The organism is Methylotuvimicrobium sp. KM1, assembly GCF_044788715.1.
Classification (GTDB): Bacteria; Pseudomonadota; Gammaproteobacteria; order Methylococcales; family Methylomonadaceae; genus Methylotuvimicrobium.
On sequence record NZ_CP173170.1, the window covers coordinates 2,581,752 to 2,595,670 of the forward strand.

The following is a 13,919-nucleotide window of genomic DNA, read 5'->3' on the forward strand; positions in this document are numbered from 1 at the left end:
TCATCCTCCTATCAATACTGTCGGCATGCCGGGCGGCAGGATCGCGCCGCCCGAAGCGCTTGAATCACCGACACGCGCGGCCGGCATGCCGCCGATCATGACCGTCGCCGAGCCTTTGATAATCGCATCGACTCCGCACGAATCTCCCAAGCGCGCCGCCGGCAAACCGCCGATTAAAACGGTCGGTTCGCCCGGCGGAATAATCGGCACCGGTGCGCCTTGCGTCGCGGTGCTGACGATCATGTCGGTGATTCTGGCTGCCGGTAACATCGCTTCATCTCCTCAATTGATCTGCACGACGCCGCCCTGAATCGTGGTGCTGGCGCTGCCCTTGACCGTGGTGCTGGCGCCGGAAATTTCAGCCGAACCGGAACCCGAGGCCTTGAATTCGGCTTGCGCGCTCAGTTCGGTATTGATGCCTTCGATCTTGACGTCGCCGGCAGCTTTTAATATCAAGTCTTTGATACTTTCGAGCTTGATGCCGTCGGCATTCATGGTGACTTTATTGCCGCTCTGATCCTCGATCACGACAGCCTGCTCGTCTTCAGACAAAATCAGGCGGTTGCCGCCCGGCGTTTCGAGCACGACGACTTTGTTTTCATCGTCGAAGGTCAGAGTCATCTTTTCGCGGCTGACATAGCCTTTCAAATGATTGTCGTCCTTCGCGGGCTCCGGCGCCGGTTTCGCGCTGCTGTGACACATGCCCAACACGACCGGATAACGCGGATCGTCGCCGAGAAATCCGACCACGACTTCATCGCCGATCTCGGGCCGAAAAAACGTTCCTCGCCCATCGCCGGCGTCGAGCGTTGCAAGCCTTGCCCAAATGCCTTCATCGGCCGTGCCGACCAGCGGCAGCCGAACCTTTATTCTGTCTTCGCCTTTAGGATCGTTTTCCAATACCGTCACGATCCCCATTTGCAGTCCGCAGACCGACGGCAATAATCCCGCCGCCGGCAACGGGCGTAAGTTGTAGGTTTCGGCGAATAGATCGGGGTTTAGGCCCAGTTGCGCATCGGTTTCCCAGTTGCCGCCGGAAACGCAATGCCGCACGCCGGACACATAAAACAGTCCGGCAAAGCGCTCGCCGATGCCACTGACTTCGATCACGGTCCCCGGCATGACCTCGGCAATGCCTTGAAATTTCGCCCGACCTCTGATTCTGGCTAGACGCTCCTTCAGCAAGCGTGCATCGGCCCAGGTTTTCAATTCCGGCTGACTCAAGCCGCCGCCATGGCGTAGTTCATGTATTTCAGTACCCAGTATCGCCGCCAATGTCTCAGCATCGATATTGCCGGCACTGGCGGATTCCGGTTCGGAAGCTTCGGCTTCGAGCAATTCCTGATCGGCCGCATGCCAGGCCGTGGCCTTGATTCCGGGACTTTGCAAACGCGCATCGATTTCGGCGTCCAGTTCCAAAAGAGTCGAACCGTAAGCGACCTTCACGACCGATTCTTCACCGGTTGCGGGTTTGCCGACGGCAATCGCATCGTCGCCGACATTGACGACGAAACCGTTCGCTTCGGCCCGGCATAGCATAAAATCCCAATCGGTCGATTCGAATTGCACGACCTCTTGTAAATCCGGTTCGGTCGTATCGCTCGTGCCAGTCAAGCCGTAACCGCCGAATAATGTTTCGATGATGTCGCCGTCTTTTTGTTCGGTAAAGTAGCGGCTGTGTATGCCGGACGTCATTTTGACCGCTTCATGCCGGCAGTCCAGAATCAAGAGGCTTTCGTTTTTTCTGAGCTTGATACTATGCTTGACGATCATACCTTTAAATACCGTGGCGTTTTGCGAGCGGTAACCGAACTGAATTTCGATCTTTTGACCCGGAATGAACAATCCGGTATTACTGGCGGGAAAGTCGGCTTGCGCCGCCTCGCCATCCTTGATGTGAATCGTCGCCGACGGAATCCGGTTCAATTCTTTATTGACGCTGACCGAGAGCACCTGAAATTGTCCCGGAATTTCGGTGCCGTCGATTAATAAGGTCACCGTGCAAACATCGGGAGTGGCCGGCGTTGGAATGGCGGATTCGTTTCTCATGATCGAGCCGTTTTGCTGACCGGAGGAAACACGATTTCACGGCCGGGTTCGAGCGACCTGAAGTGATCCAAGCGGTTGATTTTTGCAATTTCCAAGTAATAACGCGGATCGCCGTAGATTTTGTAACACATCAGAGGCAATGTATCGCCGGCCTTGACTTTGCGGCTGTGGCTCAAGTCCGGTGAGCTTTTGTTTTCTTTCGCGGCGCGTTTTTCTTCCTCGATACTGCTTTTGAATTTAACCTTGACCAATGCCCGTATCGGCGTGCCGTCCGGTCTGAATAGTTTGTAGGAAATGCCGACTTCGACGACCCGCCCCTTAAAAATCGAATGCTCGCCCCAGACCAGCTTAAAATGACGCGGTTCGTGGGCATCGCCTTTATAGCCGGTCAACATGTCCTTGAAGGCTTTGATGTCGCCGGCGATCGAGTCGCGCGGTTTACCGTCGATGATGCCGGTATTGTCGAATAAAAATTCGAAAGAAATCTCTTCCGGTTCGGTATATTCGTATTTTAATTGTTGACCACTGGTACCCTGCCCTTGCCCGGATTCGGAAAACTTGAGCTTATAGTCGAGCGTATAGTTCTCCGGATTGATCAAGGCCTCGACGCTTTCGTCGGCCTCGAGCAAGCCGCCGCTTTCGGCTTTTTCCGAATCGGAGAAAGCCAGTATCAACATCTTTTCCAGTTTCCCGTTCTCGGCCATCAGCGCTCCGTCTTATTCTGTAGAATTTGCAAAACTTGTTCGACGCATTCGGCAATCAAGGCCTCTTTATCGACCGGTTTTCCCGCCGAGCCTCCCCTGCCGCCGTTATCCGGTTCTTGCCGTAGGCTCCCTGCTTCGGGCGGGTTGACCGTGACTTTGATATGCAGCTCTTTGATTTCAATCGGCATGGCGGGCTCAGGTTTGCACCGTGAAATAACGGTAGGTCAATTCGATCGTTTCGATGACGACCGCGCTTTCATTGGCGTTGAAATCGCCGATCTGCCATTTTTTCGGTATCGCCTGGGCGACTTTCCAAGTCCGTAGCGGCTCGCTTTTTTCATTCATCAAGATCACATTCACCGATGCGGGCTTAAACACACGGTCGCGAAAGGCATCGAGCAACCAATCGATCACGTCGGAATCGGTCAACATACCGCGTTTCAAGACCATGTCGGCATACTTGGTTCGGACCGGCAATTTATGCTCGAAGCGGTTTTCGCCGCCTTCCTTGAAGCTTTCATAATCGTATTCCACGGTGAGACCCGAGACCGACTGAAACCGGACGTCGTTACTCACTTGGCTGATGCCGAACTCCACTTTGTAATAAAAGCCGAGCGGCGGATAGTAATCGGCCATCGGCGTTATACTTTCATTAGCTTGAGTCCTTCGTGCGCGACCTCGATGGTTTCGATCGCGACTTCATTGGCGTCGGATTTCAAATCGGGCGCGGTCACCTTGACCGGAAAACAACGTGTCGCCGACCAAGCCGCAACCGGTTCGTGTTTTTCGTTCAATAAACGAATCACGACATCGCGGCGGCCTTCGACGCGTTCGTTAGCGATTTCGCCGAGCCAATCGTTATAATCGAAGTCGCCTTCGAATTTGCCGCGTTTCATCGTTATATTGCTCAGTTTGATCAGTCCGGGCATGCTGATTTTGCTGAAATCCTTGCTGTCGCTATGCCGGTATTCGACCTTTTCACGCTCCATCACAAGCCCCGTGACTTCGGTAAAACTCAATTTTGCACCGCCCCAATCCACTTGAAAGTGAAAACGCGGTAATGGATAGACTTGCGCCATGATGATTCCCTCTTGTTTGCTAAAGTATGTCGGCCTCTAAAATCAGGATTCGGGCATTTTGTGCGAGAATCTGAGAATGATGAATTCGGCCGGCCTAACCGCCGCCATACCGATTTCGATAATCATTCGGCCTTCCAAAATATCGAGCGGCGTCATCGTTTTACCCAAGCCCACCGCGACATAAAATGCATGCTCCGGCTTGATGCCTTGCAACGCGCCTTGCCGCCATAGCACAGTCAAGAAGTTTTCGATCATCGCCTGAACCTTGACCCAAGTATTCGCATCGTTCGGTTCGAAAACGAATTGTTCGGTCGCCTTTTTGGTGCTTTCTTCGACCATGTTGAAAAAACGCCGCACACTGACATAGCGCCATTCGTTGTCGTTGCCGGCCAAGGTTCTAGCCCCGAAAACTAATGTGCCTTTACCGGTAAAAAAACGGATGGCATTGATCGATTTGCCGCTATTGACATCGATATTGAGCGCATCGAGCTCGGATGCCCGAAACGAGTCTTTCGGGCCGATGATCCCGGATACGCTGACGTTTGCCGGCGCCTTCCATACTCCTCGGGTTCGATCGACATAGGCATAAATTCCGGCAATCGCACCGGAAGGAGGGATGCTGGTGTTGGTGTTTTGGATACCGGTCAATATTGATTTATATAGAGGAAAAGCATTGAGCAAGCCGTCGTGCTTTTGATTCTCTAATTCGTGAGCGATACCGACTACGCCGCTAAGCCACGCATTATTGATCGAGTCGAATAGTCCCCTTGCCAACGGTAATACGCTGTCCATTTTTGCCGCGTTGGTCGTTGCGCTACCCGGTATTACCGTTGAAGCATCCGGCGCGCCGGCGCCGAAAATGTCATCCCACTCAGCGGCGGAAGGCGGAGTGCCTGTTTGGAATTGTGGATTGTATGTACCAATTTCGTCGTCGAGTTCTTTATCGTAAGCGATCAATTCTGAATAGAATCCTTTCAGCGTCGAGGCAATTAAGTTTTGTAAACCGGTTTGTAAGTCGGCATTTTCCAGTGCATTACTGCCGGCACCTACCAACACATCGACAGAACGCGCAACCGAAAACAAAAAGTTAATCAGCTGCATGAAATTAGCGGGTGTCTTGTTCTCTAAATAGCCTCCTTCCAGCGAGGTAAATCGTTCTCTTAAGGTTTGCGCAGGATTGGCAAGGGCCGCATTTTCCGAAACGATCTTATCGACATCGTCGATGACTTGTTCAAATTCATCGAGCAAAACCTTTATCGCCGTATCGTCGGTTAAATCAGCCAAGTCGAAATGCGTGGAACCTTTAAAGATGACATCCTTGAAATGACGTAACTTGACATTTTTAGGGAAATTGACGGTAAGCCAAGGCGTATAAGCCGCGCCGTATTTTAGGTCCTTGATGCCTACCCCGGACCGAAATTCCGCACCTTTCGGGTCGTCGTCTTTGAGATGAAACAGCCCGACGCGATCCATTAAATTACCGCATTGTTGCAGTGCCGCGTCGTAGACTCCGTAAAAGTCGTTGCCGGTCGTCAATAAGGAATTATCGGGAAAAACTAAGATCGTCGGCTCATCGACTTTGTTGAGCGTATCCATGCCTTTTCCCGGCCCGGTAAAATCGCTGACTATCTTGCCGGCGGTCTCGTAAGTTCCGGTCGCAACAATAAAACAATCTCCACCGCCGTTCGTATAAAACAAGCGCAAACTGTCATACATGAAAAAACGATTATTAATATCGGCCGATTCAAAATTCTTGTTGTCATCCAAATTGACGTTGGCAATCGTCGATTCCGCGCCAATTCCGAAATAAGCCTCATATTCGGCAATCGAACCGATCTTCGTCGGAACATTGAGCAAATCGCCCGGCTTGATTTTATCCGCCTTTTCGGTGTAGCCGATAAACGCGGGAATCGCTGTTTCCACGGGAGCAATGGACGGAGGGAATTTCGGAATTTCCTCGATATAAACGCCTGGAGTTTTATACGCTGTAGCCATGATAATTACCGATTCCTATTAAAGATTACTCATAAATCTCCGAAACGAGTTTAATCACTCTATCGCCGCTTAAAACCGGCTTGACTGAGTTTTCGGAGGGTTTGCGGCGATTTCCGGCATTGCCGAAATAAGTTGAGGGCAACGGCTCGGCGGTTTCGAATTCCAAAGAACCGTTGTCCTGGTTTAAATATTGCCAAAATGTCGAACGATTTTTCAGTCGTACATGAAACGAAGGCGAGGCTTGTTTTGCCCTGCCCTGACTATCGATCAAACTGAATCGACCATCATCCAGTCTTTCGGCATGCAAACGAATCAGTGCAAATACATCTTTCGGAAGACTTGAATCCAAGGCAATACCGCGAAAAATTGCGCCCTCCATCTCCGGCACTTCCAGAACCGGAACATCGCCTTGGTGCACATAAACCGGCCAAAGCCCGGCTTGATCGGTAATCGTATGAAGTCGATCGCCCGGCTGGTCTGCGATAAGCTGTGTCAAAGAATTGCCCGATAAGCCCATCGCTTCCACGAGATCGTCATTGGCGACAGCTGGAAATTCCTTGGATAAAAACAGGACTTCATCGTCGCCGGAACCTCGGGAGGCACCGGTCAGATTCGATAAGACCGGCACGTTTTCCTTGTACAAATAACGCTTGCCTAGGTCGGCATCGTAAAGATCCATGATGCGCTGCCGTCTCAGCATCAACGCAGTGTAATTTATGAACACCGGGTTGCGCACGATAACCGCGAACTCGAAAAGCGCATCGCTTGCGATAATCGCCTCTTCCGGAACTGCCGCGATCAGGCCCAAAGCGCTATTGATCACAATAGCGCGATAGGCTTCCAGTTGTTTCTCCGTCTTTGAGGTCGGTCGAATCTCAAGGAAGGCGCGGACGTCATAAGAGGATAAGCGTTGTTGCTTTTTCAGCGGGTCATCGATCGAATCGAATAGGGTTTCGCCTTCGTCCAACCAATAGTGATGCAACACCTTCACTTCAAAGAGACGCCGATATTTAATGCGAATTTGTTCACTCATTGGCGACCGCCAACCCGGTTTTGTGCCGGAAATCGTGAACGACTTCGGTAATGACGCCACTTTCGCTTTTAACCGCACGGAATTTCAAATCCAACATGCGCAGTACGTAGATCGCGAAAGGGTATTGTTTACCGCCTAAGGTTCCCCAGAGGTGATTAACTTCCTCCATCGTCGGAGAATACAGATCGAAAATAAGTTTGAAAGACTGGAGTTGATCGAGCGGATTGGCGGGCGAGTTATTCGAAATCGACGCGGGGTCGACTGTATCCTGCGTAAAAACATTTTGCGCCTGAAAAAAGCGTATCGCCCGCGACAGCATCAACAAGGCATTGGTGTAATTACTGTGAGAGGCGACGATCAGTATTTGAAAATTGAGAAAGGTCGGCGGGTTTTCATACACGGTACGAAGCGTAACGTCGTTACGCGTGAAGTGCGGTACGTTCTTCAAGGTTTTTTCTTCCTTGATGTTGACCAGCGATAAATAAAGCACATCCCGCGGATTCGCGCCCGCACCGTTACCAAAGCCGTCGGCCAAGTTCCCCAAACGCCCGACATTCATGACGTCGGACCCGTAATGGTCGGTTAAATGCCGATTGAGTTCGTTCAAGACTATCGTCAGAGCATGTGCGATCATGCGGCGCTTCCTATTACCGAATTTATTCATGGAACAGCTTTTTCATGAATAAAAGGCAAAAACGGTGCCATACTCGACGAATCGATTAAAAATACAAATTGTTGATAAATATAAGAAAATATTAGATTGAATTAGTCACGTTTCGCTCTCTGTAACAACAGCCTGTTACAGAGAGCGAAGGAAGGCTTATCAATTAAATAGAATATGCTTTATTAACAGAGACTTGAAATCTGTAACATTAAGGAGTTACAGACTGTGACAGTTGTATTCGAAATAGGACTTAGTAACTCAGCCCCGAGCATTTCGAACAAAGCCTACGCAGATCTAAACGTTTGGAGCGGTTTGAACAACCCGCTAGCAATTCCCAATTTGAGGATAAAAAAGGGTGTGGAGCATGCTTGGCGAGTATGTCGGCGGCAGGGAGCCGCCGTCAAGCCCCATGGACGGGTTCACGGCGTTCCTCGACAGGCATGCTTCACATCCTAAACTGTGAAAATATCTTCAAACTGGGAATTGCTGACAACTCGCTCCATGAGTTGATTTTCAATAAAAAAATTTGTCCTGATATCGTACCTTTGGACAATTGACAGAATCTTTATTTAATCTCTATGATCTCATGAAGGATTTGGCCCGGGCGTTTACTAAGATTTAAATTTGTAACAATAACTTCGATTGAAATAAAGCGCCTTTAGGATGGTAAAGATTGTTAACAACCTACGATTATTTATAAACACTTACACCCCCCATTTCAGGGACGAAGTAAACTTTTTGGCTTTTTTTGAGAGGCGTAAACTATGAACCGAATAACCCAGCTTAAAGTTTCCTCCCGATTCGCAGCACTTAATTTAGGCTTGCTGTTAGCGATTGCTCATTTTCCACAAACGGCCGACGCGGCGTAGCTATAGCAACGATTGGGATACTGCTGGGCATACTCTTCCCAGAGCAATTGTTTGGTCACGCTTTTTTTCTTCAACTCCAGATGCACGTCAGTCCATACCGGTTCCTGGAATTTGGTTGAAGGCTGAGCATCCGAGCGGGGATAAAATTTCAGGACTAAAGTTTGATCATCCCAATCTTCCGGTAGCGGCCAGGATATTTTCAGTTGCTCGGCCAGTTTTAAGATGTTTTGAATGCTGCCGACACTGATTTTGGTGCTGGCACTGATTTTTCGGATGCTTAATCCGGTGCTGTAGCTAAGTCTGAGTACTTCTCGTAATTTTCGCATTGCTGTTCTCTTCGCTGACATTATCTTCTCCACAATAAGGCGGGAAGCATAATCTGATTAGATAAACAATGCGTTAGATGGGATTCTGGCAACTTGAACACCGATTCTGGAAAATCCAGAAAAGTGTTCAGCTTGAAACCAGAATCAGTGTTCAGCTTGAAACCAGAATCAGTGTTCAACTTGAATCAGAACTAGTGTTCAGATTGCTCCACAATGGGTGTTCAGGTTGGGTCAGAATATGCAAGAGTAGGATTTAATCCTATTCTTAAAATGAATAACACTTATGCGTACCACAAAACAACTTAGCATCACGCTTCCTACAGAAATGGCCGAGGTTATAAAATCTAAGGTCGCTGCCGGGGAATATGCAACAGAAAGTGAAGTCATTCGAGATGGATTGCGAGTACTTATAGCCCGTGACCGAGCAGTAGAGAACTGGCTGTTAGAACAAGTCGTACCGGCCTATGATGCCCTGAAAGCTGATCCTGCAAGGGCTGCCTCAGTGGAACAGGTTCAGGCAAGGCTTGCTGCTGAACATAAGGCTGCCATTGCCAAAAAAGTTTGAAAACATATCAGGTTATTTTCTCACCAGAGGCAGAAGAGCAGCTGGCTTCGCTTTATCGCTACCTCGCTTTCGAAGCGTCACCAAACATTGCAGAGCGATTGCTGACTATGGCTCATTCAACCATTTATGAAGAATCGGCCAAAAGCGGTCAGACGCGACTGGCCGCTTTATGGCGATGAATATTGCTGAATGAAGTTCGGCAATAGTGTCATGGGCAGTCAGTCGAATTACAATATTTGCAAGAAAAATCTTCAATGATTGGCGATCTAGCAATCACAATTCAAGATAAATCCAAAAGATTAATGATATTCATCTTAATGGCTAGGCGAGTCAACTCGATATCACTGGCAACGCCCAGTTTTCGCTTGATCATATAATGGCAGTTCGATACGGTTTTTGGACTGATATTGAGTGTTTGAGCAATATCCTCTGTTGAACGAGCATCGACTAACATTCGCAGAATATCGAATTCACGTACCGTTAATTCTTGTAGCGCAATACTATCGCCGCCTAATTTTTCCAGGGCCAGGACTTGTGCAATGTCGGCGCTCAACGTGACTCGCCCTGCATAGACATCATAGATAGCCCGAATCAAAACATCCGGCGCACTACTCTTGGTAACATAACCCAAGGCACCTGCTCTGATTGCCTGAACAGCAAAGCTTGGATTCTGGTGCATACTGAAGACCAGTATCTTCGCATCCGGGCATCGTTGTTTAATACGCGTAATAGCCTCCAGCCCCCCTTGACCTGGCATTGAAATATCCATAACGGCTATATCAGAATCGCAATCCTTAAAACGTGAATAGGCTTCTGCTCCATCAGCTGCTTCAGCAACCACTTTCATTCCGGGTTGCTTCTCCAAAAGTGAGCGATAGCCTTCACGCACAACGGCATGATCATCAACCAGCAAAATTCTGATACTTTCCGAGTCTGTCATATCTGTGTCCCTGAAAGGGATTGAACGGGAAGCCATACATGGACGGCAAGGCCGCTGGGATTACCCGTTTTTAATGTCAACCGGCCTTCAAGTGCGGATACTCGTTCACGGATACCGAGCAGCCCAATTCCAGGGCTGTTTTCAAACGGCAGTTTACTGGCCTTGCCGTCATCTTCGATACTGAGTTCAATGGCTGTTATTGAATTATTCACGGAGACTGTTTGGAGTGTTACTGTCGCATTATTAGCGGCTGAGTGTTTGGACACATTGGTCAGACATTCCTGAACAATACGAAAAATAGTAATGGGAATAGGCTCGGGTAACCGGTCAAGGTCGTCATGAACAGCAAGTCTATAATGAATCTTGCCGCCACTGCTGGCATTCCAGCCAGCCACCAGGCTTTTTAAACTGACCGTAAGGCCCAGTTCATCAATGTCAGAAGGGCGTATGCGCAATAATAATCCACGTAGCGATTCCATCATATGCTGGACAATTCGACTGATTTTTTTCCCTTCCGGAACTAGTTCCGGGCATTCGTTTTCTGCGGTTTGTGAAATGGAAGCTGCGACCGCATTGATCGCAGCCAGGCATTGGCCAAACTCGTCGTGCAGCTCTCGTGCCAAGTAACTGCGTTCATCCTCCTGAATATTCATCAGCTTTAATGCTAATTTCTTACGCTCGGAAAAGAGCTGTTCCAGACTTGCCGCCAGTTGATTGATGGCTTTTCCGGTTCGCTGCCATTCATCTAGCTCGAAAGTGGGTAGCCGAAATGACAATTCACCCTTTTCCATTTTCTCCAAGCCTGCAACGATAATTTGTGCCGGATATAAAGCTCGACTCAAGGCGAAATAAACCAGCAAGCAAAGGGCCAGAGTGGAGCTGGCAGATAAACCCATTAAGTTACAGATATTCTGCCAGGCGCTTGCTATTTCCATCTCAGCGTTAGGCGCAACGATTACTGAACCATGAATCCGGCCCTTGAATGCTACTGGTCTCACCACTTCCAAGCCGGGATGGAAAGCCCATTGGTAAAAGCTTTCAAACCACATAGGCCAGCTTCGTGACGTTATTTTAGCACCATGGCAAATGTTGCGCCTGAGACTGTTATCCGCTGATAGGTAACTTATACAAATGCCGGACGCGGTACTGGTCTCTTTCCATAAATTAAAATCAGGGAAACGTTCCGGTTGACCAAAACCCGCATCGATACGCATCAATTGAAGCTCCAATTGCTTATCGATTGACTCAGCCGTTACTTGTGTATCAAGAATTGCTTGCTGATCAGCTTGATAAAGAACATAGGCTGCTGTTGCAATCAGGCAAGCGACAGCAATAAGGACAATACGTGATAGGAGGTGAAGTTTTAGATTCATGGTAAGCGCAGGCTTCAGTGAGAGACTTTGCCGACGATTCAGCGTCGGAAATTATTCATTTTTTAAATCATTTTAAGCCTGAATTCCGAGACTGGAATAGGGGGCGCAGGAAGGCCGGGCAAATTGCCCGACTTTTGCGGGCAAATATAAGGTTACGGACTTACATTAACTCACTACTCTACTGACCAACTATAAAACGAATATGATGAAACAATTAATAATGGTGTTACCGATGACTTTTTTTCAACGAGATACAGTGTACTTTTATTATGAACCTTAGAAAAAATGCAGCATTACGTCACCTGTTTGGCGTATTCTTTTTATGCCTGTTCAGTGTTGGTGTATTTGCTGAAACCAGCATCGCCATATTGGATTTTGAATTAAAGGATTTAACTCTGGCACCTCGAATACCTGCGGAAATTGAAAGAACAGCGGGCATAAAGGCTATGCTAGAAGGTGAATTAAAAAGAGCTGGCTATAAAATCATCGCTGTTGATTTGGATGCTCAACGTGAGGCCAACGCCGGTTTTGGGTATCTTTTTGATCACAGCGACATTGCCGCAGAATTGGCGAAAAACGCCGGAGCTGAGTATATATTGGTAGGCAGACTGCATAAACCCAGTTTCTTATTCGCTTATATTATGGGGCATTTAGTCAGGGTTAGTGATGGCCAATTAATCGGTAATTACATTTCAGAGACAAAAGGCGGTGATAAAAAATTAACCTTAAAAGGCGTCGAAAGTCTTGCCGATAAAATAGACAACGATTTAGATAACATCTATACGCCGCCGTCACCGTCTAGGAAAGTCGGTCTCTCCGATACCTCTGCAGCGGCAGAAGCACCATCCGAGAAGCCGCACACCCTTGCCTTTGGCGATGCACAGCTCAAGTGGGGTTCATGCCCACCACTCTTTCCAAAAGGGTGCGAGATCGCCGTCCTTCACGGCGACCTTGCTAAACCCAACGCGGACGTGTTCCTCAAGGTGCCGGCGAACTACGCTATTCCGACCCATTGGCACTCTTCAGCTGAACGTATGGTCCTTGTTTCTGGAGAACTTCGCATCGAATATACTGGACACAGCCCGTCAGTTCTCAAGCCCGGCACTTACGCATACGGGCCGATTAAAGCTCCGCACAAGGCTTCGTGCACCAACTCGGGATCTTGCGTCCTTTTCATTGCATTCGAATCTCCCGTTGATGCCCACTTAGCCGAGGACTCTCAGAAGTGAAAAGGTAGCCTATGAAAGTCTCGGAAGCGTTAGCAAAGCGTAAATCCACTCGTGCTTTTCTAAACAAAACTGTCGATGTAGAGAAAATAAAACGTGTTCTAAATGCCGCCAAACAGGCTCCTTCCGGTGTAAATACCCAGCCTTGGCAAGTTGCCGTGGTTATGGGTGAAAAAAAGAAACTCTTGGAGCAACGTTTGGAAAATGCATATCGAAGCAGCATAAAGGGGCAAATGGATTATCAATATTATCCGTGTGAATGGCATGAGCCTTATAAGACAAGACGTAAAGCTTGCGGCCTCCAGCTTTATACTGCACTCGAAATCAATCGAGATGACAAAGAAAAACAGATAGAGCAATGGGTTGCAAATTACAGGGCATTTGATGCGCCTATCATGCTTCTTTTCTTTATGGATTCCGATATGGCAACAGGCTCATTTTTGGATTATGGCATGTTTTTGCAGTCAGTCATGCTGGCAGCCGTTGAAGAAGGGTTAGCAACTTGCCCGCAAGCGTCATTAGCCGAATACCCGAAGATCATCAAAGAAACATTGGGGTATCCTGACAAGGTTATTCTTATTTGCGGTATGGCAATGGGTTATGAAGATTCTCATGCCTCTGTTAATAACTATCGAACGTCGCGCGAGGAAGTTGACACGTTTTCCCGCTTCTTTTAAATATATTTGTGACCGGCAAAGTTGTAGCCATTCTCAGTTAATGTGGTTCTTGGTGGATGTTATCGGGCTGCTACATCTATAGAGCCAAGTAACCGTAAAGATTGACATTACTTTGACTTGATCGGGTGCGAGCAAAATTCCTTTTCCTTTAATGACGGCTTAAAAGCAACACCAGCGACTGGAATCGGACCAATATTGCTATTTTACTAATGGCGGGTATCAGGACGCTTAAATCCATAACCGTATGACAAAAATGGGTCGATAGCTACAACACTCCTCAAAAATTCTATGACCGCTTTTACCAAAATCAATTTATCCCATGATGGATTGACCTGCCTCTTTTAAAGATCCGTCGCCGTTTGACATACATATAAAGTGTTGTGGTTGTGAAACCATGATGGATGCGTTCCCGTTTGTCA

General features: G+C 48.3%; 16 protein-coding genes. 4 read left to right on the forward strand and 12 right to left on the reverse strand.

The window, feature by feature from the left end; all coding sequences use genetic code 11:
- From ACINK7_RS11035 to ACINK7_RS11080, 10 genes are all read right to left on the reverse strand, one after another.
- The gene (locus tag ACINK7_RS11035; RefSeq protein WP_125219690.1) at nucleotides 1-270 is read right to left on the reverse strand and encodes a PAAR domain-containing protein; all 270 of its coding nucleotides are present in this window, start codon (nucleotides 268-270) and stop codon (nucleotides 1-3) included.
- A gap of 12 nt (nucleotides 271-282) precedes the next feature.
- The gene (gene vgrG, locus ACINK7_RS11040) at nucleotides 283-2,049 is read right to left on the reverse strand and encodes a type VI secretion system tip protein VgrG (protein ID WP_404355096.1); all 1,767 of its coding nucleotides are present in this window, start codon (nucleotides 2,047-2,049) and stop codon (nucleotides 283-285) included.
- Entirely contained in the window at nucleotides 2,046-2,753 is a 708-nt protein-coding gene (locus ACINK7_RS11045) for a LysM peptidoglycan-binding domain-containing protein (protein WP_404355098.1), read from the reverse strand. The genes vgrG and ACINK7_RS11045 overlap by 4 nt, the downstream gene beginning before the upstream one ends.
- Complete coding sequence (locus ACINK7_RS11050; protein ID WP_404355100.1) at nucleotides 2,753-2,941, reverse strand: DUF5908 family protein; 189 nt, start codon at nucleotides 2,939-2,941, stop codon at nucleotides 2,753-2,755. Before ACINK7_RS11050 ends, ACINK7_RS11045 begins: the two co-directional genes overlap by 1 nt.
- Before the next feature lie 7 nt (nucleotides 2,942-2,948).
- Nucleotides 2,949-3,389, reverse strand: coding sequence for a phage tail protein (locus ACINK7_RS11055; RefSeq protein WP_014148651.1), 441 nt, complete (start codon nucleotides 3,387-3,389; stop codon nucleotides 2,949-2,951).
- A gap of 5 nt (nucleotides 3,390-3,394) precedes the next feature.
- Nucleotides 3,395-3,832, reverse strand: coding sequence for a phage tail protein (locus ACINK7_RS11060; RefSeq protein ID WP_404355102.1), 438 nt, complete (start codon nucleotides 3,830-3,832; stop codon nucleotides 3,395-3,397).
- A gap of 42 nt (nucleotides 3,833-3,874) precedes the next feature.
- A complete protein-coding gene (locus tag ACINK7_RS11065) occupies nucleotides 3,875-5,827 on the reverse strand; it encodes a phage tail sheath family protein (protein WP_404355104.1) in 1,953 nt (650 codons plus the stop codon).
- 25 nt (nucleotides 5,828-5,852) lie between these two features.
- Nucleotides 5,853-6,860, reverse strand: coding sequence for a hypothetical protein (locus tag ACINK7_RS11070; RefSeq protein ID WP_404355106.1), 1,008 nt, complete (start codon nucleotides 6,858-6,860; stop codon nucleotides 5,853-5,855).
- Complete coding sequence (locus ACINK7_RS11075) at nucleotides 6,853-7,494, reverse strand: DUF4255 domain-containing protein (RefSeq protein WP_404355108.1); 642 nt, start codon at nucleotides 7,492-7,494, stop codon at nucleotides 6,853-6,855. The genes ACINK7_RS11070 and ACINK7_RS11075 overlap by 8 nt, the downstream gene beginning before the upstream one ends.
- 868 nt (nucleotides 7,495-8,362) lie before the next feature.
- The gene (locus ACINK7_RS11080) at nucleotides 8,363-8,719 is read right to left on the reverse strand and encodes a hypothetical protein (protein ID WP_404355110.1); all 357 of its coding nucleotides are present in this window, start codon (nucleotides 8,717-8,719) and stop codon (nucleotides 8,363-8,365) included.
- A 283-nt stretch (nucleotides 8,720-9,002) separates the two neighbouring features.
- On the opposite strand from ACINK7_RS11080, the gene ACINK7_RS11085 reads away from it, so the two are divergent.
- Both ACINK7_RS11085 and ACINK7_RS11090 read left to right on the forward strand, forming a co-directional pair.
- A complete protein-coding gene (locus ACINK7_RS11085; RefSeq protein WP_404355112.1) occupies nucleotides 9,003-9,284 on the forward strand; it encodes a type II toxin-antitoxin system ParD family antitoxin in 282 nt (93 codons plus the stop codon).
- The gene (locus tag ACINK7_RS11090) at nucleotides 9,281-9,463 is read left to right on the forward strand and encodes a type II toxin-antitoxin system RelE/ParE family toxin (RefSeq protein ID WP_404355113.1); all 183 of its coding nucleotides are present in this window, start codon (nucleotides 9,281-9,283) and stop codon (nucleotides 9,461-9,463) included. The genes ACINK7_RS11085 and ACINK7_RS11090 overlap by 4 nt, the downstream gene beginning before the upstream one ends.
- A 101-nt stretch (nucleotides 9,464-9,564) precedes the next feature.
- Here ACINK7_RS11090 and ACINK7_RS11095 read toward each other — a convergent pair whose 3' ends face one another.
- Nucleotides 9,565-10,224 carry a response regulator gene (locus ACINK7_RS11095; RefSeq protein ID WP_404355115.1) on the reverse strand — a complete coding sequence of 220 codons (660 nt, stop codon included), beginning with the start codon at nucleotides 10,222-10,224 and terminating at the stop codon, nucleotides 9,565-9,567.
- Complete coding sequence (locus ACINK7_RS11100) at nucleotides 10,221-11,597, reverse strand: histidine kinase (protein WP_404355117.1); 1,377 nt, start codon at nucleotides 11,595-11,597, stop codon at nucleotides 10,221-10,223. The genes ACINK7_RS11095 and ACINK7_RS11100 overlap by 4 nt, the downstream gene beginning before the upstream one ends.
- A gap of 269 nt (nucleotides 11,598-11,866) precedes the next feature.
- Between ACINK7_RS11100 and ACINK7_RS11105 the strand changes: the two genes are divergently transcribed.
- On the forward strand, nucleotides 11,867-12,826 hold the full coding sequence (locus tag ACINK7_RS11105) for a DUF2380 domain-containing protein (protein ID WP_404355119.1): 960 nt from the start codon (nucleotides 11,867-11,869) through the stop codon (nucleotides 12,824-12,826).
- Nucleotides 12,827-12,837: 11 nt separating this feature from the next.
- Nucleotides 12,838-13,500, forward strand: coding sequence for a nitroreductase (locus tag ACINK7_RS11110; RefSeq protein ID WP_404355123.1), 663 nt, complete (start codon nucleotides 12,838-12,840; stop codon nucleotides 13,498-13,500).
- Nucleotides 13,501-13,919 lie beyond the last annotated feature (419 nt).

What these genes read in the sequence shown, in the direction of transcription:
- ACINK7_RS11035 (WP_125219690.1), bottom strand. Translation starts at nt 270, where the DNA reads ATGTTACCGGCAGCCAGAATCACCGACATGATCGTCAGCACCGCGACG.
- vgrG (WP_404355096.1), bottom strand. Translation starts at nt 2,049, where the DNA reads ATGAGAAACGAATCCGCCATTCCAACGCCGGCCACTCCCGATGTTTGC.
- ACINK7_RS11045 (WP_404355098.1), bottom strand. Translation starts at nt 2,753, where the DNA reads ATGGCCGAGAACGGGAAACTGGAAAAGATGTTGATACTGGCTTTCTCC.
- ACINK7_RS11050 (WP_404355100.1), bottom strand. Translation starts at nt 2,941, where the DNA reads ATGCCGATTGAAATCAAAGAGCTGCATATCAAAGTCACGGTCAACCCG.
- ACINK7_RS11055 (WP_014148651.1), bottom strand. Translation starts at nt 3,389, where the DNA reads ATGGCCGATTACTATCCGCCGCTCGGCTTTTATTACAAAGTGGAGTTC.
- ACINK7_RS11060 (WP_404355102.1), bottom strand. Translation starts at nt 3,832, where the DNA reads ATGGCGCAAGTCTATCCATTACCGCGTTTTCACTTTCAAGTGGATTGG.
- ACINK7_RS11065 (WP_404355104.1), bottom strand. Translation starts at nt 5,827, where the DNA reads ATGGCTACAGCGTATAAAACTCCAGGCGTTTATATCGAGGAAATTCCG.
- ACINK7_RS11070 (WP_404355106.1), bottom strand. Translation starts at nt 6,860, where the DNA reads ATGAGTGAACAAATTCGCATTAAATATCGGCGTCTCTTTGAAGTGAAG.
- ACINK7_RS11075 (WP_404355108.1), bottom strand. Translation starts at nt 7,494, where the DNA reads ATGATCGCACATGCTCTGACGATAGTCTTGAACGAACTCAATCGGCAT.
- ACINK7_RS11080 (WP_404355110.1), bottom strand. Translation starts at nt 8,719, where the DNA reads ATGCGAAAATTACGAGAAGTACTCAGACTTAGCTACAGCACCGGATTA.
- ACINK7_RS11085 (WP_404355112.1), top strand. Translation starts at nt 9,003, where the DNA reads ATGCGTACCACAAAACAACTTAGCATCACGCTTCCTACAGAAATGGCC.
- ACINK7_RS11095 (WP_404355115.1), bottom strand. Translation starts at nt 10,224, where the DNA reads ATGACAGACTCGGAAAGTATCAGAATTTTGCTGGTTGATGATCATGCC.
- ACINK7_RS11100 (WP_404355117.1), bottom strand. Translation starts at nt 11,597, where the DNA reads ATGAATCTAAAACTTCACCTCCTATCACGTATTGTCCTTATTGCTGTC.
- ACINK7_RS11105 (WP_404355119.1), top strand. Translation starts at nt 11,867, where the DNA reads ATGAACCTTAGAAAAAATGCAGCATTACGTCACCTGTTTGGCGTATTC.
- ACINK7_RS11110 (WP_404355123.1), top strand. Translation starts at nt 12,838, where the DNA reads ATGAAAGTCTCGGAAGCGTTAGCAAAGCGTAAATCCACTCGTGCTTTT.